At 33.1% G+C, this 20,995-nt stretch carries 25 protein-coding genes, 1 tRNA gene and 3 pseudogenes; 12 read left to right on the top strand and 17 right to left on the bottom strand.

Annotation, left to right across the window (positions count from 1 at the left end):
* Nucleotides 1-73 precede the first annotated feature (73 nt).
* On the bottom strand, nt 74-913 hold the full coding sequence (locus PYW34_RS05785; protein ID WP_002334207.1) for a CPBP family intramembrane glutamic endopeptidase: 840 nt from the start codon (nt 911-913) through the stop codon (nt 74-76).
* A gap of 184 nt (nt 914-1,097) precedes the next feature.
* On the opposite strand from PYW34_RS05785, the pseudogene PYW34_RS05780 reads away from it, so the two are divergent.
* Nucleotides 1,098-1,986: pseudogene (locus tag PYW34_RS05780) on the top strand (peptidyl-prolyl cis-trans isomerase).
* Nucleotides 1,987-2,556: 570 nt separating this feature from the next.
* On the opposite strand, the gene PYW34_RS05775 reads toward PYW34_RS05780, so the two are convergent.
* From PYW34_RS05775 to PYW34_RS05735, 9 genes and pseudogenes are all read right to left on the bottom strand, one after another.
* Nucleotides 2,557-3,252, bottom strand: coding sequence for a fructose-6-phosphate aldolase (locus PYW34_RS05775; RefSeq protein WP_002323639.1), 696 nt, complete (start codon nt 3,250-3,252; stop codon nt 2,557-2,559).
* Nucleotides 3,236-3,634 (bottom strand): PTS glucitol/sorbitol transporter subunit IIA, encoded by a 399-nt coding sequence (locus PYW34_RS05770; RefSeq protein WP_002319298.1) that lies wholly within the window; start codon nt 3,632-3,634, stop codon nt 3,236-3,238. Before PYW34_RS05770 ends, PYW34_RS05775 begins: the two co-directional genes overlap by 17 nt.
* Nucleotides 3,635-3,651: 17 nt before the next feature.
* Nucleotides 3,652-4,648: pseudogene (srlE, locus tag PYW34_RS05765) on the bottom strand (PTS glucitol/sorbitol transporter subunit IIB).
* Nucleotides 4,649-4,665: 17 nt separating this feature from the next.
* The gene (gene srlA, locus PYW34_RS05760; RefSeq protein WP_002319296.1) at nt 4,666-5,220 is read right to left on the bottom strand and encodes a PTS glucitol/sorbitol transporter subunit IIC; all 555 of its coding nucleotides are present in this window, start codon (nt 5,218-5,220) and stop codon (nt 4,666-4,668) included.
* Entirely contained in the window at nt 5,208-5,699 is a 492-nt protein-coding gene (locus tag PYW34_RS05755) for a transcriptional regulator GutM (protein WP_002299268.1), read from the bottom strand. The genes srlA and PYW34_RS05755 overlap by 13 nt, the downstream gene beginning before the upstream one ends.
* Nucleotides 5,692-6,042: a PTS sugar transporter subunit IIA gene (locus PYW34_RS05750; RefSeq protein WP_229205521.1), complete on the bottom strand. Its 351-nt coding sequence runs from the start codon at nt 6,040-6,042 to the stop codon at nt 5,692-5,694. Before PYW34_RS05750 ends, PYW34_RS05755 begins: the two co-directional genes overlap by 8 nt.
* Nucleotides 6,043-6,146: 104 nt before the next feature.
* Nucleotides 6,147-6,368, bottom strand: a complete 222-nt coding sequence (locus PYW34_RS05745; RefSeq protein WP_002319294.1) for a hypothetical protein — start codon at nt 6,366-6,368, stop codon at nt 6,147-6,149.
* A 35-nt stretch (nt 6,369-6,403) separates the two neighbouring features.
* Nucleotides 6,404-7,558 (bottom strand): BglG family transcription antiterminator, encoded by a 1,155-nt coding sequence (locus PYW34_RS05740; protein WP_002322732.1) that lies wholly within the window; start codon nt 7,556-7,558, stop codon nt 6,404-6,406.
* 18 nt (nt 7,559-7,576) lie between these two features.
* Nucleotides 7,577-8,377: an SDR family oxidoreductase gene (locus PYW34_RS05735; RefSeq protein WP_002299273.1), complete on the bottom strand. Its 801-nt coding sequence runs from the start codon at nt 8,375-8,377 to the stop codon at nt 7,577-7,579.
* Nucleotides 8,378-8,600: 223 nt separating this feature from the next.
* Between PYW34_RS05735 and PYW34_RS05730 the strand changes: the two genes are divergently transcribed.
* From PYW34_RS05730 to PYW34_RS05700, 7 genes are all read left to right on the top strand, one after another.
* Nucleotides 8,601-8,816 carry a DUF378 domain-containing protein gene (locus PYW34_RS05730; protein ID WP_002289418.1) on the top strand — a complete coding sequence of 72 codons (216 nt, stop codon included), beginning with the start codon at nt 8,601-8,603 and terminating at the stop codon, nt 8,814-8,816.
* Nucleotides 8,817-8,954: 138 nt separating this feature from the next.
* Nucleotides 8,955-9,440 (top strand): hypothetical protein, encoded by a 486-nt coding sequence (locus PYW34_RS05725; protein ID WP_002330164.1) that lies wholly within the window; start codon nt 8,955-8,957, stop codon nt 9,438-9,440.
* A gap of 455 nt (nt 9,441-9,895) precedes the next feature.
* Nucleotides 9,896-10,309, top strand: coding sequence for an Hsp20/alpha crystallin family protein (locus PYW34_RS05720; protein WP_002299276.1), 414 nt, complete (start codon nt 9,896-9,898; stop codon nt 10,307-10,309).
* Between the two features lie 136 nt (nt 10,310-10,445).
* The gene (locus PYW34_RS05715; protein WP_025481096.1) at nt 10,446-10,706 is read left to right on the top strand and encodes a hypothetical protein; all 261 of its coding nucleotides are present in this window, start codon (nt 10,446-10,448) and stop codon (nt 10,704-10,706) included.
* A 117-nt stretch (nt 10,707-10,823) separates the two neighbouring features.
* Nucleotides 10,824-11,114, top strand: coding sequence for a hypothetical protein (locus PYW34_RS05710; protein ID WP_025478622.1), 291 nt, complete (start codon nt 10,824-10,826; stop codon nt 11,112-11,114).
* A gap of 490 nt (nt 11,115-11,604) precedes the next feature.
* Nucleotides 11,605-12,396, top strand: coding sequence for a TraX family protein (locus PYW34_RS05705; RefSeq protein ID WP_002334528.1), 792 nt, complete (start codon nt 11,605-11,607; stop codon nt 12,394-12,396).
* Nucleotides 12,397-12,567: 171 nt separating this feature from the next.
* Nucleotides 12,568-12,960, top strand: a complete 393-nt coding sequence (locus tag PYW34_RS05700) for a VOC family protein (RefSeq protein ID WP_002323082.1) — start codon at nt 12,568-12,570, stop codon at nt 12,958-12,960.
* A gap of 79 nt (nt 12,961-13,039) precedes the next feature.
* On the opposite strand, the pseudogene PYW34_RS05695 reads toward PYW34_RS05700, so the two are convergent.
* From PYW34_RS05695 to PYW34_RS05675, 5 genes and pseudogenes are all read right to left on the bottom strand, one after another.
* Nucleotides 13,040-13,964 (bottom strand): annotated as a pseudogene (locus PYW34_RS05695) (NAD-dependent epimerase/dehydratase family protein).
* Entirely contained in the window at nt 13,965-14,648 is a 684-nt protein-coding gene (locus tag PYW34_RS05690) for a type 1 glutamine amidotransferase domain-containing protein (protein WP_002330163.1), read from the bottom strand. It abuts the pseudogene before it with no gap.
* Complete coding sequence (locus PYW34_RS05685) at nt 14,626-14,979, bottom strand: ArsR/SmtB family transcription factor (RefSeq protein ID WP_002324895.1); 354 nt, start codon at nt 14,977-14,979, stop codon at nt 14,626-14,628. Before PYW34_RS05685 ends, PYW34_RS05690 begins: the two co-directional genes overlap by 23 nt.
* A gap of 278 nt (nt 14,980-15,257) precedes the next feature.
* A complete protein-coding gene (locus PYW34_RS05680; RefSeq protein ID WP_002293041.1) occupies nt 15,258-15,455 on the bottom strand; it encodes a cold-shock protein in 198 nt (65 codons plus the stop codon).
* Nucleotides 15,456-15,717: 262 nt separating this feature from the next.
* The gene (locus PYW34_RS05675; RefSeq protein ID WP_002323043.1) at nt 15,718-15,933 is read right to left on the bottom strand and encodes a hypothetical protein; all 216 of its coding nucleotides are present in this window, start codon (nt 15,931-15,933) and stop codon (nt 15,718-15,720) included.
* Nucleotides 15,934-16,030: 97 nt separating this feature from the next.
* Here PYW34_RS05675 and PYW34_RS05670 point away from each other — a divergent pair, with 97 nt between their 5' ends.
* From PYW34_RS05670 to PYW34_RS05650, 4 genes are all read left to right on the top strand, one after another.
* Nucleotides 16,031-16,285: a hypothetical protein gene (locus PYW34_RS05670; RefSeq protein ID WP_002298667.1), complete on the top strand. Its 255-nt coding sequence runs from the start codon at nt 16,031-16,033 to the stop codon at nt 16,283-16,285.
* 178 nt (nt 16,286-16,463) lie between these two features.
* A complete protein-coding gene (locus PYW34_RS05665; protein ID WP_002333026.1) occupies nt 16,464-16,643 on the top strand; it encodes a hypothetical protein in 180 nt (59 codons plus the stop codon).
* A 420-nt stretch (nt 16,644-17,063) separates the two neighbouring features.
* Nucleotides 17,064-17,366, top strand: coding sequence for a hypothetical protein (locus tag PYW34_RS05660; RefSeq protein WP_002322940.1), 303 nt, complete (start codon nt 17,064-17,066; stop codon nt 17,364-17,366).
* A gap of 1,795 nt (nt 17,367-19,161) precedes the next feature.
* A complete protein-coding gene (locus PYW34_RS05650) occupies nt 19,162-19,464 on the top strand; it encodes a DUF5960 family protein (protein ID WP_025478623.1) in 303 nt (100 codons plus the stop codon).
* A gap of 515 nt (nt 19,465-19,979) precedes the next feature.
* Here PYW34_RS05650 and PYW34_RS05645 read toward each other — a convergent pair.
* Nucleotides 19,980-20,053, bottom strand: a tRNA-Ile gene (locus PYW34_RS05645).
* A gap of 359 nt (nt 20,054-20,412) precedes the next feature.
* Nucleotides 20,413-20,991 carry a hypothetical protein gene (locus PYW34_RS05640; protein ID WP_002334523.1) on the bottom strand — a complete coding sequence of 193 codons (579 nt, stop codon included), beginning with the start codon at nt 20,989-20,991 and terminating at the stop codon, nt 20,413-20,415.
* Nucleotides 20,992-20,995 lie beyond the last annotated feature (4 nt).

Raw genomic sequence — 20,995 nt, 5'->3', positions numbered from 1 at the left:
GCAGGTACTAAAGTATACTCTGTTGATCTCCATATAACATTTTAAATATGGATAATCATTAATAACTATATAGTTATTGATAAACAGCAGTGTATTTCTTCATCCGCTTTGTTTTATATGCATAGAGTAACAAACCAACAATCAAGACTAACAAGAATAATGTAGTCGATATAGATGCTTCAGCCCCAAAGTTTCCCCCAGTAATTATTGTATTTTGCGATTGGATCAGAGTGGAGAAAAAACCTTGTTCTTGCGTTCCGCTGACTGGTATACCCAAAATAGCTCCTTGTGTCCAATTCCAAGTAATATGAGCACCAATAGCCGTAAATAAACTTCCTGTACTGTAGATAAGTGCACTGAAAAAGCAACCTGCTAAAAAGATATTGAAAACTGCCAGAAATGTCATGTTAGGATTCAATCCGTGCAAAAGAGCAAATAATGCAGCAGATCCAATCATTGCTATTAACGGACCAAATCTAAGCATCTGATGCTGAAAAAAGCCACGGAATAAAAGCTCTTCTGATGCCCCCACTGCAATAAATAAAATAAAACTCGTTATCAGCGGCACAATGTTTGCGTTTCCTGAATCTAACCGATACGCCCCCGTCAAATATAATGGACTAGTAATAAGCAGAAACACTCCAATTCCAACAACGAGACCTCCCGCTAAATACCCCCAGTCTTTTCCTCGAACAGAAACACCATAATCTTCTATTCTTTTTCCTTCGACCTTACTAGCAAGAAATAAAGCTAGTAAAAAAACAGCTAAATGTCCGACTGTACCGGCAATTGCTCCAATCCATTCACTATTTCCAATAAACATATCCGCAAGTGCATTATTGACAAGAATTCCTAAAACAAAACCAACTAAGACTATTAAAACAGATCCAATCAACCGAATAATCCTGAACATCTTTCATCCCTCCTTTATATTAAGTTTAACAACCCTTTTCTTTCTTGTCTCGTGAAAACTATGTAAATGTTCTCCATCATAGAGAGAATAGATTTTTACGAACTAAGAATATCTACAGCAACCTTACGAAAATGAAAGACTGTCTCCCTAATTCTTCTGTTAGACTGTTTTTAATAAGGAAAGGATGGGAAATTTTTTTGAAAAAATAACTACTAATTATGTGCCTTTCAGCATGTGCAATTTTACTATTCTCAGGTTGTAGCAAGTCCAATGAAACGATTGCAACGTTTAAAGGTGGAACACTTACAGTTCAGGATTTTTATGATAACCCAAAAGTTAAATCAAATAATCAAACACTATTAAAAAAAATGATTGTCTTCAAAGCATTTGATGATGTATACGGAAAAGAGATTTCTTCAAAGGAAGTAACAAAAGAATATAATGAACAAATCAAAAAACTCGGTCCAAACTACAAGGAACAATTAAAAGCAGTTGGCCAAACAGAAGAGACATATAAGAAACTCTTTAAACAGATGCTGGCTTTCCAATACGGTTTGAAAGCCAATGTAAAATTAACAGATAAAGATCTAGACACTGCTTGGAAAGAATTCTATCCAGAAGTTAGTACACAGATCATTCTATTTTCGACTAAAGAAGAAGCAGATAAAGCAAAAAAAGCAACAAATGAAGGGGAAAATTTCTCCAAGCTTGTTCAAGCTTATGGAAAAAATAAAACATTAAAGGAAACTGATGGAAAAATGAATTTTGATTCAACCAATCCAGAGATTCCTACTGAAGTAAAAAAAGCAGCATTTAAACTAAAAAACGGGGAAGTTTCTGATATCATTCCTGTAACAGATCCAACGACTTATCAGCAAAGCTATTATCTAGTAAAAATGGTAAAAAAACAGGATAAAGGTTCTAATAAAGGCAAATACAAATCTGAGCTAGAAAAAATTGCTACCGAAGCAAAAACTCTTGATACGGAATTCATGGATAAAACAATCCGTAAAGTGATGAAAAAAGACAATGTAACTATTAAAGATCCTTATGTAAAAAATATATTCAAATAAACAAATTTGACCCAATTGGGGATGTGGCAAAATTTGAGAAGTGATTTTTGGAAATTCCTTCTTATTTTTGAGGCAAACCACTTTTGCCACAACTTCATTGGGGTCTTTTTTTATTTGTTACAATCATGAGGATATAAATTTAAAAAAGTTTTTTATTTCTATCACATGAATCAATGCGCCATTAAGTAGATTCTTTCATGCTCCCCTATTTTTTCACTTGCCGTATCGCTTCAAAAACAACTATCATAAACTCAAACTCGACTGAAAAGTTATTTAAAAAAAGACTGAAAATATCCCTTCTGGACTTGTTCTTCTTATTCTGTTATACTAGAGAAACACGAAAGATATTTTTATGCGACACTTTTCATTTGTTTTTATGAAATTTATTCAAAACTGGCGTAACTTCAGAGTTACAAGGATGTATTAGAGGTTAGGGAATACATCGTTTAAATGAGAAATAAGTAATAGTTAGTAATAGTCACCCAAACTTTAAATTAATGAATATTGAATCGTCAGATAGCCTTCTCGAGTTTTCGAGAAGGCTATCGTTTATTTTATGGAGAAATTGATTCAGAAGTAATCAGCGACCTTTTTTAGTTCACCAATCGTTTCTGCTTGGAAAGTTTGCACCCAATCTTCTTGGAAGCCCCTCACTGCTTTATCAATCGAGGGCATCTCTAATACTTGATCTAGTAGCTCTTTACCTAACGTTATCGCATGAGCTCCAGATCGAATGGCTGTAGTGACTTGTTCACAATTTTTGAAACTAGCTGCTAATATTTTTGTTGGACTTTGCGTACGTTCGATCTCAGTCCGCAACGAATCAATCACTTTCATAGCATCAATGCCTTGATTTTGCATCCTGTTATAATAAGGTGCAATATAATCTGCTCCATTATTAATAGCTAAATACCCTTGTAATTCTGTGTAAATAGCTGTACCGGTAATCAAATAACCTTCTTTTTTCAACTTTTTGATCGCTTGAAGGCCTGCTTGATTCACCGGCACCTTGATAAACGTATCTTTTCCCAGTTCTTCTATGATAACTCGAGCATCCTCTATCATTTCTTCTTCCGTTCTTCCTATTGTCTGAATATGGATAGGAATCTGTCCGATTATTTTTTTGATTTCTTTCATATGCGAGAAGAAGTTTGACGCTCCTTCTTTTTTCAGAATAGTAGGATTTGTTGTTACGCCTGTTAAATTCAAAAACTGTTGACAAGAATAAATACTTTTTGTATTTGCTGTATCAAGCATGATTTCCATATAGCTTTCCCCCATTCTGATCCTCTTGATCGATTTTAATGATTGTCCCCTTTCTTAAATACGGCATTTCCTTATCTTCTACATACATTGTTCCTGGAAGTTCCGGCTCATGAGATCCATCAAATTTTATCGTGATATGTCCTAATTCATTCAAATTAGTTTGGACAACATCTCCTACTGCTGTGATTACATACATTTGTTTATCAAAGCAGAGCTTCATATCACAAGTTATTTCTTTTCTTACCTGATTCAATTCAATCTTATAACAATAATCTGTTAATGTTTCCGGTGCTTCATCTCCAAATAAAATCATTATTTTTTCTTTCCTGAATACTTCTGCTTCTATACCAACATCTGTTACAACCGTTTCAAAGATCGTCATCTCTGTTCCTCCTAAACTCAGCTATATAATCCAAAACTTGCTACCCAAGCAATGATAACTCGTGGGATGCCGTTAAGAAATCTTGAATAAAGAACTGATGGTACACCTACTTCTACTGTCTCAGCTTTTGCTTCTTCCAAACCTAGACCGACTGGAATAAAATCACATGCATTTTGAGTATTGATAGCAAATAGTGCCGGTAATGCTAATTGGGGAGGAATATTTCCTTTTCCAATCTCTACACCGATCAATGTTCCAATCACTTGGCTAATAACTGCCCCTTGACCAAGCAAAGGAGATAAAAATAGCAGTGAACAAATTAAAGCCAATGATTGTTAATCCAACTGCATTTCCTGCTAAAGGTGCCATAATGTTAGCAAATACATTACCGATCCCAGAACCTTGTATCACACCAATCAAAAGGGAAACGAAAGCCATAAAAGGGATCACTGTCCGGATCATCGTATCTACTGCTTCTCTTGCTGATTGATTGAATGTAGCAACTACTTTTCCCGCGCCCATTCCAATTTTTGCTATCCAGTTTTGCTGCTCTGCTTTTTGCTCGGTTATCTTTTTAGAAGTATCATATTTGTACTTTTTATCTGGAGATGTAGTATTTACTGTTTCTTTGTTATCACTAGTTTCCATTAGTGGCTGTATTTGTTCTAATCCTACTGCTGAAACATAAATATCTTCAGTGATATATTGTGCTAATGGGCCACTTTTTCCTGTGGGAACGATATTGATGGTTGGTATCCCTTTTTTAGGATAAATTCCACATCTAAGAGTCCCTCCACAGTCAACGATTGCAAGCGCGATTTCACTATCAGGTATTGATGTTTTGAATCCATTGATAGACTCCATACCTGTCAGTTCTTCTATTTTATCTACGATCATTGGCCTCTCACCTCCACCTGTGACATAGATGAACTTGTGTTTAACTTTTGTCGGCCTAATAATCAAAGGACCTCCATACCCGCCGTTTCCTTTTACGATCTTGATATCACTATACATTTAAAACACTCCTTTCTCTAATCAACTGAAAGCTCTACTTTTTTGCTAAGAACGATTCCTTGCTGTCTGCATACAAATCCAGTAGTAAAATCAGTTATCCAACCACCAATAAAGTTCATCAGCAGTCCCACAAGCAAGTATCGGATAGCCAGCTCCATCGAATTTAGCCCTAAGGTTTCGATCCCTTGAGCAATCCCAATCCATACAAACAATTCTCCAGGATTAATATGGGGGAATACACCATTGCTCGTATGACAAAATTGAGCTTGAGCAGCATAATAGCTTGGTTTGTAGTATTCTGGAAGGAAACGAGCCATTGTAAATGACATAGGATTTCCCAACATAAAAGCAGATAAGAACGGTAACACAAGGTAACGAGTAAGCGGATTTTTCGCTGATAATTTGGCTACTTTCGTTACTCGGTCTTCACCTAAAAAAGCAATCAGCGTATTCATTGCAACCATCAGCATCAAGACAACTGGTACGATTCCTGTCATCCAGCTTATGAATGTTTCTGCACCTGTTTGGAACAGCCTCATAAATCTCTCAGCAAATTTTGTTATGATATCCATCGTTTGTCACTCCTTTTTTCTTTGATCGTACTTTTCCATATCCGAAAATTATTGAGCATAGCAATAAAAGGCAATGTAGGTTGTTCACTTTTTTCATTTCCTGCCTCTATTCGTAAGTATACTTCTCTGGCATTTTCTAAAGCTGCTTGTGTCAAACGATCTTCCGCTCGAACTGAGGGATGGTAACGATCGATGTAATGGATATCTTCACCCGCATAGACAGGTAATGAATGAAATTTTGCCAAAGATGTAACCCCTTGCATTTTCCTGACTTCTAAAACTTGATCATGATCGTCTATAGCTAGCATAACAATCGTGCCTGAACGGATTTTCCCAGGTCGTTTACCAATCGCTACTTTTCCTTTTCTTCGCAGTTCGCTATATGTTTGATTGAAATGCTTTAGTTGCTTCCAACTGATAACTGCTTGCAGCACATAAGCTGAAGCTGCGAAAACTATGAATAGATACATATCATTCATGAAGTCTCTCTCCTTTACTTTTGATTAGTTTTAAAAATGATTCCTGTGTCGGTGCTAATTCAATAAACTCATCTATTCCCATTTTTATGAGTTCAAATAGGATATCGTATAGCTCAAATAATTCATTTTCAACTTCAGCCGTCATTTCTTCAGGTATGGCAAATAAAAAAATAACTCCATTTCCTCCTGTTTCTGCTAAACCTTGATCAGTTATTAGCCCTACTGATAAAACAATGTGTTGAGATAGCTGGTTGGTTGTGTGAGGAAAAGCAAATTCTTTGTTAACAAATGTGCTTTGCTGAGATTCTCTTTTCAAGATCCTTTTTTCAAATTCTTCATCCACATAATAGCCTCTGATCAAAGGAGCGACTAATTTGTTTAAATATTCTTGATACGTCTTTTTTTCTTTCCATATTTGATAGAAAAAAACAGTAGAATGAAACCCGACTAATCGCTTTTTTTTGCTTTTTGCCATTGTGCCCTTAACCAAGAGTCATCGAAAAGATTAGTCAAATGGATCACCGGTGTCTCTTCATTTACATTTTTTAACGGAATCGTTGTAAAAACAGCGAAATATTTGTTTAGATCTACTTTTTCATATTGTTCTTCTGAAACATGTGTTATTTGTATATCCGTCCCCAATATCCTTTTGATTTGTCTTTGGATCATTAATGCTGTTCCTTTTCCTGTCGTATGAACAATGGCTACTTTTTTAGAGGAAAAATGCTCTTTTGATATCGAAATGCTAACTCCAAATACAACGTTAGGTAGCTGATCTCTACTTTAGAGATCTTATGTTGCAAGATAGCTTCTAATGCTTGTATGCATTCGCTAGCGATTTGGTAAGAAAAAGGATACTTTTTTTCTATCTCACCATAAAATAAATCAGTCAATCGATAACGAAAAATTACCCGATTTATCAATAAAGAGAGGTGCTGTTTCATCTCTTGATATAAGAAGGACTCATCCAGATCAATGAGATCTAATCGTCGAATACGCATCATCATGGGGTCGAAATATAAGCGCAAATCAGAGTTAGCTTTTCTTATCATCGTTATACTTGTGTTGATGATGTTCAAAGGAAAACTGACAAAATCTTTTTCATATTGGCTCAAAGTTAGTTCATAGATTTCTTCCAACCGATTGATCAGTTCATTGAATTCTTGGATATATTCAAAACACCCACTGTAACGATTGATGGGCTTCTTCAACAGATAGTTACTAGAGATTCTATTCAAAGAAATACCGATAACTTTCGTCAAAAGGGTGATTTCTTGTTTACTAGCATTCGTCTTCTTCTGAAAATGTTTGATTGCTTGTTTTTCTTCTAGAACCTGTTCTGTTTTCGTCTCTGAAAAGTAGGGAGAAACAAAATAAAACAAAAGTAGTCGTAATTCTAGCTCATCTCCTATTATTCTTAGTCCTTTATTTGGTGTGCCTGTAATCTTTACATCAAAATCATTGATCATCTCTTTTAATGTCTTTAGATCCTTGACCACTGTTCCTCTGCTGACACCGACTTCTTCAGACAAATCATCCATACGTAAGAAATCCTCTGTTTCGATCAGCCTATTTAGTAAATAAGCGATTCTTTTGGATGCCGAATTGAAATCACTGGCTGTTTTCAATTTTCCTTGCATGATCTCATCAAAAAAATCAAAATCATAAATTTCAAGTTCAAAATGTTTGTTTTTTTGGATGATTTTTGCAATACCGGCAATTTCTTCATTCAACTCCCCAATATCTTTTTTTATGGTTTGATTACTGGTTTTGATTTCTTTTTGCACTTCCTGGATTGAAACTTTCTTGTGAGTGACTAGTAATTTCAATAATTGGTACCATCTGTTTACTAGCGTCACGTGCGTCCCCCCTATCCTTTATCCTCTTGTTTTACCTCCTGAAATATTAGTCGTGACTCCAGTGATATAACTTGATCTTTCTGAAAGATAATAGCAGACTAGATCCGCCACTTCTTGCAGCTTACCACTCCTTCCTAGAGGGATCGTACTTGTTCGACTGTAACCGTTTCTCAGCTGTTCGACGCTTATACCTCTCGTATAAGAAAGAGCTTCTTCATATTCTTGTGTTCTCAAACCGGTTTCTTCCAGTATCCCTGGTGCAACACCTACCACACGAACATTCCTCTTTCCTAACTCTTTTGCCCAAGAACGAGTAAAACTGTTCATCGCTGCTTTTGTAGCAGCATAACAGCTCTGTCCTTCTGATCCTTCCAATCCTGATTCAGAAGAAAGATTCACGATCACTCCTGATCCCTTTTGCACCAAGATTCTTCCAACTGCTTGGCTCATCAAATATACACTTTTTTGATTGACAGCGATCATCTTATCAAAAACTTGTTCTGATAATTCATACTTGCTTTTTGGATGATTTCTATCTATTAGAAGAGAAGGAATATTTATTCCTGCATTATTGACTAGACCATCGATCGTCTTGAAATGTTTCATTACTTTATATATCCCTTCTTCTATGTCCGTTTTAGAAGACACATCGACTTTTAAAGATAGTAGGTTTTCATGCTGTATACGGCATTCAGTTACATCAAAATTCGCTACTTGTGCATTCTGCTTCAACAAATTTTCGACGATACTTCTTCCAATTCCTGAGGAACCTCCAGTTACAATTACTACTTTTCCTGCAATATCCAACCAATCCGGCATATGTGATCCTCTCCTTCTTTTTTCTTACAAATCCAGTATAAAAGCTCACTAAAAAAAATTAAGACATGAAATTTACAGCTTCAGCTAAAAAATGTGTACTAATGGAAGAGCAAAAAAAATTTTCATCTTTTTGCATAGATTACTAAAATTCCTGAGCGTTATATAAGCAATGTTTCTCTTTTTGATATATAATTGTTTTATCATTTAAGGAAGGAGAATTCTAATGAAAACTTTAGATGCTATTGCATTAACTTTATTGATTGTGGGAGGGTTGAACTGGCTGTTGGTAGGCTTGTTCGAACTTGATTTAGTAGCTATGATTGCTGGTGGTTCAACAACTATTTTTGCGAAGATCATTTATATCGTCGTAGGTATTTGTGCGATCTACTGCTTGAAATTTTTCCCAATGATTACTAGAAAAGTTGATGAAAGATATTAGAAAGCTATAATTATTAAAAAAGTTATTATCTTCATAAACCTTCCCTTTATTGGGAAGGTTTTTTCATTTTAAACCATCTGCTTCTCTTTGTTTAAGTGATATACTGAATAAAGATAATCTATTTTAGGAGGAGCTATCATGCATAAAGGGATTTACGCAGGCTTGTTGGGAACTGTAATACTTTTTTCTGCCTGTGGATATAAAACAAAGAATTCTGTTAAAGAATCTTCAGCAGCCATTTCAACAACTGAGGTTGGTTCAACTAAAAGTACTTCTACTACTTCCATTACTAATACTTCTACTGGTAATGTAGATTCGCAACATAGCCAATCAAGTATTCAGTCGTCTAGCATTTCTTCAACATCTGAAATGCAAGAAAACACTGTACCTTCTCTTCCATTAGAAAACTCTGACAAAGCACTTCTATTTCTTATTGCCCACCGTTCCGAATTACAAAGTGACGATATTGTTATTAGCTTTTATCAAAAAATTGATCGAGATTATTTGTTCACAGCTTCCAGCAAACAAATCCGTTCCCAAGGGGGATCTGGAAGCGTTGGTTTTTATCGAGTGTCACCCGAAGGATCGATTACGATGACAGATGCAAATGGAACACCATTTTGATTAGATGATATTATACGGATTTACAGTACTAGCAAGTCATTATCGGTATCATTTTTTCTGAGAAAGTTATACGGAGTATAAATAAGCATTTGCATTAACCTAATAATTCGTTACAGCTTTTCTCTTATGAATATACTCACTTCTCTACTTGCTCTCTTGATAAATTTTTGGTATCTACTTCATTTTCGGTCAACTGAGTTAATGAAATTTATTGTCGGACGGTTTTCTAGATTCAATTTTTCTATATTTGGATAGAAGAATTTACTTTTTTTACCTTTTGACATATTTTCTTCTTATTATTTTAATGATCCCTTTTTCAAATTAGAAAGATAGCCTTTGTATCGTATTAGATGAAATATTCACAAAGCTAACCATTATACTTGCATTTTTTTCAAAATAGAGTTATTACATAAATAGGGATAAATAAAAAATACTTATTGAAAGGATGATTAAAAATGGCAAATGTACCTAGCATTCGCGACATGTTCCCTGATTTCAATGACGTGTTTAGTCCAGCATTCAATGATTTTTTAGGTGTTTCAAGTTATCCAAAAGTGGATTTAGTCGAAAATGAAAAAGAATACAAACTAACTGCTGATATGCCTGGCTGTGACAAAGAAGACACGACAGTTGAATATTCAGATAATACTTTGACGATCTCCGCCAATCATGAGTCCCATACAGAAGATAAAGAAGATGGCAACTATGTACGGAAAGAAAGACATTCGGTCTCTTACAAACGTTCATTCTATCTTCCTAATGTTGATGAAGAAAAAATCACTGGAACCTTTAAAAACGGTGTGCTGAAATTAGTATTACCTAAAACAGCTCATCAGCCAAAAGAAACAAAAAAAATTGAGTTAAATTAGAACTTATCGCCTCTCGATGGATGAGGGGCGATTTTTATATATTTGGATAAGAACGAGTATGTTTAAATTTTCAAAATGAGCAAAAAAATATTTTGTTTTTACGATAAAGATGTTATGATCTCTCTTGGTAAAAAATATGAGAGTTGATCATTTGATTGTCTTAAGTAAACTTTTGTTTTGGATACCATTTATCATAATGACCAGTGCTTTCTTTTACTTATTCAAAAGGCCTAATAAATACTTACTCTTATCTGCTTGTCCGATGATCTATTTTATCCATAAGATTAGAGGATTTTATTATTACGACTCTGGTATCTCATTGTTTTGCTACGAAATCGGCTTATTAGCTTCAGCCATCTTTTTCATATTTGTGTTAGAATATTTCAGAAAAAAATAAACTTCCAGTCAGTTTTGGCTGGAAGTTTTTTATTTGGTGCAGATCTTTTCAGCTGATATTCATACAAGTTGATCCATTTTTCTATTATTAAGTACATACCATTGTGACTCTTTGAATGTGGGGGAGAAAAAAATAAAAGGAGCTGGTATTTTGTTAGTTATGAGTAAAGCTTTGTTTTTACTTCCCTGCACGTTCATGTTTATTGTTTTATGTTATTTCAAAAGAAGAAAAAAATGGTGCTGGATCGATGTTCTACTATTCCTTCCCTTTTTCCGGCTTATTTATTTTCTTGAAGAAATATGGGATGATATGGCATGTGATTCTGCTTTTCTTTTTAGTCATTCATTGGGGATTATGATCTCTCTTATGATCTTTGCCATTGTGCTATTTTTTTTGAATAAAAAATAATGTATTAAAATGTATTAACTCGTTTATCCCAACTTCCAAAACATATTTTTGAAAGTTGGGTGTTATCTTTTTTGAAGTATAAAAAGATCTCAAATCAATCCACTTTACTTTCTTATTATGTTATTCATAGTAACAAAATCTCACCTACTTTATCTTATAACTTGATTTTTTGCATAAAAACTAAATAAAGAGTGCGGCATTTCGCACTTTTTTATTATAGATAAACGTTTAGACAAATTGGAGTACTTCTAGTTTCGTGATACATTGGCATAGAAATTACTTGCAGTTTTTAGGTTTACATAATTTAATTATAGTTACGCTCTATTTTATCTCCCATTCATTAATATTTCAAAGATGATTTCTCCATCTCGTTAATTATTATAGAAAATCATATGACAAAAGTGGTAGCTTTTTCGATTGTGATTCTTGCTCAACTTTATTAATAATACAACTGTCACTTGTTTCATTTATTTAATTAGGAGGGAAAAATTTGAATACTGTTAGCTTGAAAAAAGGATTTTCTACCTTTGATCTAAAAATTTTAGGGATTACGTTGATGTTTATCGATCACATTCATCAAATGTTTTATCCGTTTGGTGCTCCCGATTGGCTGGATTGGTTTGGTAGGCCAGTTGCTACTTTGTTCTTTTTTATAAGCGTTGCAGGCTTCTCACATACACATGATAAAAAGAAATATATGCAGCGACTTTATTTCTCAATGGTTCTTATGGCTTTCTTCACTTATTTTCTTGGTAATATCGTTCATTATGATGAAGTGGTATTGATAAATAATATTTTTAGAGATTTGTTTATTGGTACGGTCATGATGTATGCAATTGATCTTTTCACTGATGGAAAAAATACTGGAAGTTGGAAAAAGATTCTTACAAGTATTTTCTTGTTCATTTTACCAATCTTACTCTCACTATTTATTCCCTTGTTATTTTCCAGTCCAGTAATCGTTCAAAATAAAATTGTTTTTATGCTGATTACGTCATTTTTACCTGCACTGCTTTTAGCAGAAAATAATTTTATGGTTCTTTTGATTCCTTTACTTTATTTAGTAAGAAATCACCGTAGCATTCAATGTATTATTATCTCAATCGTTGCCGGCATATACTTCTTCTTGGGTACGACCCAGTGGATAATGATCTTTTCAGTCATCCCGATATTGTTATATAACGGACAAAAAGGAAAAGGAATGAAATATTTCTTCTATATCTTTTATCCGGCACATATTGCCCTATTATATTTGCTATCCGCGTTTTTATATAAATACTAGACTGATTATTAATGAAAGAAAAACTTGTCATAAACACTTAAAGAATCCCATGAAACTTATGCAGGAGAATTCACCATTTCGATTTAGTTCCTTTCCTTAGTCTTTTTTACCCATTCCATGTTACAATCGCTTTGCAATCGATCTCGCAAAAAGGAATCTGGAGGGAAAAAGATGAAGCAAATATTGCCGTTTTTGACGTATAATGGTCAAGCAGAAGAAGCAATCAATTGGTATCACAAAGCTTTTCCTAACTCCGAAATCACTAAGTTGAATCGGTATGGAGATACCAGTAAAGAGGAACCGGATCTTATCCTTGAAGGCGAACTTAAATTAGGCAATCAAGTAATTGGATTTTTGGATATGTCAAAAGATTTCCCTGCACCTGCCTCCACCTGGGCATCTACCATTTTGATTGAAGTAGATGATCAGGCAGAATTCGATCAGGCGTTTAATACATTAAAAGATAGCGGAACTGTAATGATGCATGAAAAAAACTATGAGAAGTATACGGAAGTTTGCTGGGTGACTGACAAGTTTGGCTTTACTTGGCAATTGTTATTCTAGCCATGAGATAAAACGAAAAAGCGATAGTTGACATCCATTAAATATGGAAAGTCAACTATCGTTTTTTTCTCGAGTAATATTACTTTTCTAACTTGAATAAATCGTCTAATGCATTTGAGAATGTTGTTATTTCAAAATCTGGAAATTTCTTTTTAAATTTATCAGAATTAAACTTGTTGTCATAATGATATCTAGGTAATAACTCTTTTAGCTCTTGCATATTTTTATTGAATATAGAGCCAAGATCAAACATCCATTGTTTGATCACTTTATATTTTACCGGTTTGTGCAATTTTTCTTCCATCAACTTTATCATCTCTTCATATGTTCGACTTACATCACAAGGTAGATGCCAGGTTTGGTTATAAGTGTCAGGCTGATTTGCTAAAAGCGCCATGGCTTTACTAGCATCAGGTGTCCATATTAATGTCCTTAATGTTTGATCAGAAATTGGTAACAAAGCAGTCTTATCATTTTTCACTCGGTTAAACAATAAACTGTTTGTAATACTTTGCGTCTTATTAGGTCCATAAAATTCAGGAGCGCGACAAATCATCACATCTATGTCAGGATTCTCCATTTCAGTCACTAGCCGGTCTGCCATTTTAGCTCGAACAGTGGATTTGATACCATCATAAATAAATTTGCTATCCTAAAATTGTTCCGTGTCATTTTTTTCGTACATATAAGTATTATCGAAAAAAACTAATTTCGCCTTTGTTTCTTTACAAGCCTGTATGACGTTTTCTAACATGATTTCAAATTTTGTTTTCCACTGTTCGGAGTCCATCGGTAATCCTGCAGCAAAATAAACAATCTCACTTCCTGCTACAGCGCGAATAGTTGCCTCACGATCTAAAAATATCCGCTGAGATTAGTTCGTCTGTATCGTCGATTGATTTCGGATTTCGACTAACTAAGCGAAGCTGTTTCCCGTAAGTTTGATTAAGTTCTTTTGCTAACTCGTATCCAATTTGGCCATTACTGCCAATAACTGTTTGCATTTAGATAACCTCCTTAATGAATGTTCGTGCTAGTTCTCTTGTTGAATACGGATTTTGTCCAGTAATCAGATGTCCATCCTTTACCACATGACTCTTAAAGAAACGCTTCTTGATAAAATATCCTTTTCTCCTTACAGTCATCTCTTCATTATCAAAAGGAACTACTTTGCTTTTCATCGCCAATAATTCCTCCGCTTTAGTAAAACCAGTCAATTTTTTATTTGCTATTAAATAGTCATTATTAGCAAGTCTGATATTAAATAAACCTGCTATACCATGGCACACAAATAACACATATCCATTTGATTCATAAATATCACTAGCTATTTTTTGTAATGCACTATTCTCGGGAAAATCCCACATGACACCATGCCCACCCCCACCAGTAAAGTAAATAGCAGTATAATCTTTGCTCTTTACGTTTGCAGGAGACAACGTATTCCTCAAACCTTTTTCAATAAAAGCTTTATTAGAATAAAGGTCTATTACATCAGAATCTAGATTTCTCATACTTCGAGGGTCAATCGGTACATAACCACCTAACGGACTGACAAAATCAGCTTCAAATTGATATTTATAGATTTCTGCTAAAAATTCTACTGTTTCTCCTAGCCAAAGCCCAGTAGCTTTATTTGTTCCTTTGTATTGATTGACATTTGTTTCAACTATCAGAATTTTCTTCACTGTTTTTTAGCTCCTCTATTTCATCTATTACGTCAGACAAAAAATCTCTTAGTTTATATATATTTTTATTTTCGTGTTTTAAATAGTAAAAATTTTTAGTTCCTTCTTCTCTGACCTCTAATAAATCGGCGTCTTTTAAAATTTTCAAGTGGTGCGATACTGCTGGTCTTGATAAACCTGTATCGTCAGTTAGTTCTCCTACTTGCAAACCATGACAGCTTTTTTCATTTAATAATCTAATCAAAATCAATTGTCTTTTTCTGTCACCTAAAGCTGCTAAAAAATCACTTAATGATTCTAGTTCTGTTTTTAAGCGATCGTGTCCATTCATTGTGATCCACCTATTTCGTTTATTAGTTTAAACCATTAAACCATTTTTAATAAAATATGTAAATTCCTTTGCTCAAAAAAGTAGCTTCTTTACGATTCGACAATTTCAAATAAAGCAGGTAAAAACTGGCTGTCAGAAAATAGCCAAACTGAAGCAAAAAATAATGTTAAAATTAATTAATGAACGAAAAAAATCCCTCACCTAATATTACGGTGAGGAATTTTTTCTACCGACATAAACAAAAAAACCACCTCATATGAGGCGGTTAACGTTCAACATTATTTTACGATATTTACTGCTTGAGGACCACGTTGTCCTTCTTCAATATCATAAGTAACTGCTTGGCCTTCATCTAAAGACTTAAAGCCTTCTCCTTGGATTGCTGAGAAATGAGCGAATACGTCATTTCCATCTTCACCAGTGATGAAACCAAAACCTTTATCTGAGTTAAACCATTTTACTGTACCGTTATTCATATATATTTCCTCCTGATACGTATATAATACGTGTTTTATTGCAATTAATATTACTTGGTAAAAGGAGTTTTTATAGTGTGAATATATCGCTCAGATTACGTTTCAAATTAGATTACTTATTTACTATAACACGGATGTAATGCTAACACAAGGATAATCACTCGATATACGGTTTAAATATAAATAAAAAAGATGTGAAATTTCAGAAAATCACAATAATTGATTAACCAACGAGAAAGACCTTCAATGAATGATCTCTCTATCAATTTATCGAGTAATATCTAGTTTCTTTTTGTTCTTCGTTAACTATTTCCGTTTTTAAACAAAATGTTTGCAGTGTGATTATATTAGCAATACAATTTTTCGCAACTTTATATGTTTCTTCTGCAGAAGCTCCGTATTCTTTTTTTAATTTTGCTTTCGCTGCAGTTAGTTCGTGTTTTCTTAATTTTGTTAATTTGAGGTATCTGTGATTCATTCGAAACTATTCTTCTTATTATTTGGTTATTAGTTGGCTATTAGTTGATAAAATGCTATTATCCTAATTGATATAAGACTATATGGGAGATGATGCTGTGGTCACATTTAGTATGCTTTTATTTTGGATTCCAGTCTGTATTGGTGTCATCTCTTTCTTTTACTTCACTAAACGTTCTAGAAAAGCGATTATATTAGTGCTTTCTTTTTTACCATCTGCGTTTTTTATAATAAAAATAATAAAACATACATTTTATCAATCGCTTTCAGCATTAAATTTTTACGTAGTAGGGTTGTTTTTATCTCTTATTCTTTTTATCGTTGTTTTGCGATATCTTTATAAGAATTATTAATTTTTCTGCTTTTATAACTATAAATTTTCTCACTTGTTGTTTTTGTCTTTATACTAGTACTATCACTTGACATCCAACTGTTTCTCCTTAATTCTTGTTTCTGTCGACTTATTATTAAGGTATTGACTATAAAATAAATAAGAGATACTCTTATCTAAAAGTGATAGGAGGAAGAAAAATGACGCTTATCAACAAACTTAATGCTAATATATTTTTATACACCGGAATGATTCTTGTTATACTTAATGCTATTTTTTTAGATTTCAATTTTTTCATAAATATTTTAGGTCTTGCTCTTGTCTCATTTTCTAGTAATATCACAAAAATAATTGAAAATTTTCTAAAAGACAATCACTAGTTGATTGTCTTTTTTTCTGAATGTCTATGTAACTAAAAAATATGAAAAGAATCTTTTTATCTTTTCCCCTAACGGTAGTCGCTAGACTTTAAGTGCCTTATTTTCTCTTTTTTTACTCATTTAAATAAAATTCTGATTTATCTTGTTGTGGATCAATTCATAATACGCCTTACTAGAAACCGCTGTGCTTATCTTAGCTTTATTATTTTACAAATCTTACACGATCAAACTGCAAAAACGACCATTTATTGTAATCTGTGTTTGATTTGTTTTATCAAATTTTTCATTTGACTAATTAGCTGCCTCTTCATTCTTCTCCTGCATAATGACCTCAATCTTCTCTTCAGCAAAAAAATGGCTAAAAACAAAAGTATCATGTATAATTAAATTAAAATTAAAATAATTAGAGAAGGTGAAGTTATGGATGAATTTCAAATGATAAAAAGCACTCTTGCATCTATAAAAAAATATGTATCAATGAGAAGTAGCTTTCCTAATGAAAGTGATAGAAACAACGTTATAAGGAATTTTAATATTCAGTTTATAGGAAAAGAACGTAAAAAAGTTATTTCTATAGAGATTGCTAATTATTTAAAATTAGAAAATAGGATATTTAACAAATATATTGAAGAAGTTGCCAATGAACTCCACATCAAATTAGAAGGACTCCATAAGGTAAATTCTGTTACTTCGGAAGCTGATGCGTATTATATTTATCTTTGACAATAAGCAATTGATATATTTTAAGTAAACATAACTTTGATGTTTATAAATTGATAGACAGCAACGGAAATAGTAAAAACAAGGATGTGAATTTCAACTCTTCCTAATTGTTCTTACTATTTTTCAACCGTTGCTGTCTATCGCATTTCATCATTCTTTCAATCCGAATTAATTAGGGTACTTTATCGGCATATCTAGTATTTAACCATCAATACCATGACTACTATCGTAAAATCCGTCTTTTATTTTTATTCCGTTCCCTCCCATTGACGATCATTATCTAATATAGAAATCCAAACTTACGAATAGCCTCACTCGCATTAACAACACGCCGATTTGCCATTTTATATTTCTTCTTCAGAAACTTTGTTGTGACTTCTCCCCTTAGTCTCATTTCTTTCTCATAATAAATAAATAGTGATAAAATAAATATATTGGGAAAGAGAAAAAATAAAGAGGATATAACTTTGTTATTTATTAGTAAAATCTTATTCTGGGTTACTTGTGCATATAAAATTATTGTTCTAAGTTCTTTGAAAATATGGCGTAAAAAAGATTGTTTATTGGTCGTCTCATTCCTCCCATTTATCTATTTCATGATCAAGATTTGGGATGATTCAGATTCTGATCCCCTTTTTTTATCCAATTATTTAGTTGGGTTAGTGTTTTCGATAGTATTTTTTATTTGTATATTAATTTATCTGAATACAAAAAATTAACTTTTCCAGCTCTTGTAGCTGGCTTCTTTTGTTTCTAGCCTAATTATTTTTCTAAAAAGTTATTTGAATAAATACTCTTTTTGAGAGATCTTAGCCAAACCATTTTTTAAATAGCTAGGGATTCTGCGCTAACTTAAACGGCATAACTCAGTTTATACATGGATTCTTTTGATTAATCCAAAGTTGTTTCCAACTCATCCACTGATTCCAAGGTATCCAAGGCATTATTAGATGTACACCTATTCTCATGTGACAAATAAGATAAAAACTGAAACGATAGATATCATGGAGAATTTAAGAAAAAATTCTTGAATTTTACCAAAAAAAGCCACCGGTAACAATCCGGTGGCAAACCCAAAAGAAATCCAGGCTCGAGTTGGTAATTCTAGATTAGTTACTACTATGGATGCTTACGCACATGTAACCAAAAAAATGAAAAATGAAGCTGTTGATATTTTCGCCCAACGTCTGAAAAGATCTTTGATTTAAAATGCAAAAAATTCGCCCAAGTAAAAACTTGGGCGAACATAGGGCGAATATTTTTGAATTTCACAAATTTTGGAAGCTAAGAAACTCCTAAATTCCTTGCTACTTCTTACTTTCTTCCTCATCCATTTTCAGAACGGCCATGAAGGCTTCTTTTCGCAATAATCTAACTGTACTATACTCTATTAATCTAAGATAGTCTCTAAGCTTCTAGTATTAAAGGTTATAAAGGAACTAAATAATCTCTTCTATCTTTAGGTCATTTCAAAACACCTGAGAAAACCTCAGTCATCGGTGGCAAAATGGTGGCAATATTTTTTTTGCTGCATTATTAAAAATAGTAACAAAAACTTTATCACGATCTTTCAATTTCCATCATTATCTTACCAATTTCATTTTCAATTCTATCTAGAACTCTTTGTATTTCAGATCTAACATTGTAAATATCTTCAATATACTGTTGCACTGTATAATTATCTGGTATTTTATTATCACTAGGACTAGGATCTTTAATTTCTAACAACCCTAATATTTGGTCGGGATACATATCAATTACCTTAAATTTCAAAGAAGATGCGTATAACCAAGATATTTTAATAGAAGGAAAGACACAATTATGGTTTAAATTTGATCCTTCGAATAGATTTGTCAAAGATTTTTATAAAGTATGGGATTCAGAAGTTTTCTTTTTAGCAATCGAAGATAGCTTATTAATCAATCTCTACTATTCTAATAAGAACTATTTCAAAATTCCTGCTGCGAAAACTAGAATGAAGAAAGACGTATATTTTTTGTTTGATATCGTGACTGACGTGCCAGACGCTCGAAGCGATCATCGGCGTTATGACTATATAAAGTATACTTTCGTTGATCCAGAAAGATACAAAGATTAAAGTAGGCTACCTAAAAAGGTAGCCCGGAACGGATTTTATCACCATACTTATGAAAGGAGATATTTTTTAAGTTAGTATTAAGATTGTGTAATATGATGATATCTATATTTTATAGTATCAGTGCTATAAAATCAAAAATAAGTCACTAATTAACTACCACTCCAATTATAAGCCTTTTTTCCATTATTTTTTACAGTTATATGGTATGCTTTTTAATGGCTTCAAATATAAAAGAGTTTAAAGCGTAACACACTTATTGGGGAGTGGTTTTTGGGGAACGCTTTAAACTCTTCTTTATTATTATCTCACAATATAATCCAAATGTCTTTCTATTTAAAAATCAAAGTAAAACTTTTCAAATATACAGAAGTATAACTATGTGAAACATCCTTTCATTAATCCATAAAAGGATACATAAAAATGCCACTCATTTGAGTGGCAATGAAGAAAAGCTTTAGCTTGTATAATACTCTTCAAAAAATTCTAACACAGAACGATTCAAATGGCTACATTAATGTACCCTGTAGGACTCGAGCCTACGACCGGACGGTTATGAGCCGTCTGCTCTAACCAACTGAGCTAAGGGTATGGAAAGCCACCACAACTCCTGCAAACAAAAAGAATGGACCTGAGAAAAGATAAATTATTTTTTTCATTCTTTACGTTGCGGTGGCATCTTTATTATTACATATTTAATAGCAAAAAACTAGATTGTACTTATTCTTTGTAAAATATATTATTTTATGCTATTATTTCCAAGTCATAAAAAGAAAAAAGCTTCAGATACTTATCTTTTTGGGGAAAGACTCTAGGGTGAGGGAGTATCTGAAGCTTTTTTCTATGTTTATTATCTCACATGGTTTTTTTTTAGTCTATTATTTGATTAGATTTTTTCAGAAAAAATGAAAAAAACCTCAGTCAAGAATGTTGGTTGAGGGTTTCTACTAACTATAAAGTACCAGTTATTATGATATCCTTTAAATATTCTTTTCCTTGAATATCGATAAAGACCGCTTCCAGATGTAAACTTTTATCCTCGTTTACATATCTTTGTCCTGCACTCAATAAATACTCAATATCTTCTTGATGTTTTTTTCCTAGATTTCCAGGTGGAATAAATTCGATTTCTGGATTATCTAAGAGATCGTCTGGTCTCTTAATATAATCATCCTTATCAGCACCTTGGGGTCTAAAACCCAAAAATAAAATAGCAATTGGTCTTGTACCATAATTATGCGCATACGCTTCAACATACTTAAAATCCCCACCAATTATCGTGGATTCACTTTTGTTTTGCTCGCGAGTTTTATCAACTATTATTAAAACATTGACCTTTTTCTCATCAAAAACAATCCATAATGAAACCCAGACAGCACCTATTGTCCCAAGGGCACTTAACCATTCTGCAAGCGAACCTGACAGACTACAATCAATGCCAAATACAATAAAAACTATAAAACCTCCTAAAACACCACATAAAAAAGATTGAAACTTATTATTTTTAAAAAGACTAACTAATTTGCCCATTACA

The organism is Enterococcus faecium, assembly GCF_029023785.1.
GTDB lineage: Bacteria > Bacillota > Bacilli > Lactobacillales > Enterococcaceae > Enterococcus_B > Enterococcus_B faecium.
The sequence above is the reverse complement of the archived record's forward strand: the minus strand, read 5'-3'. Positions and strand labels throughout refer to the sequence as shown.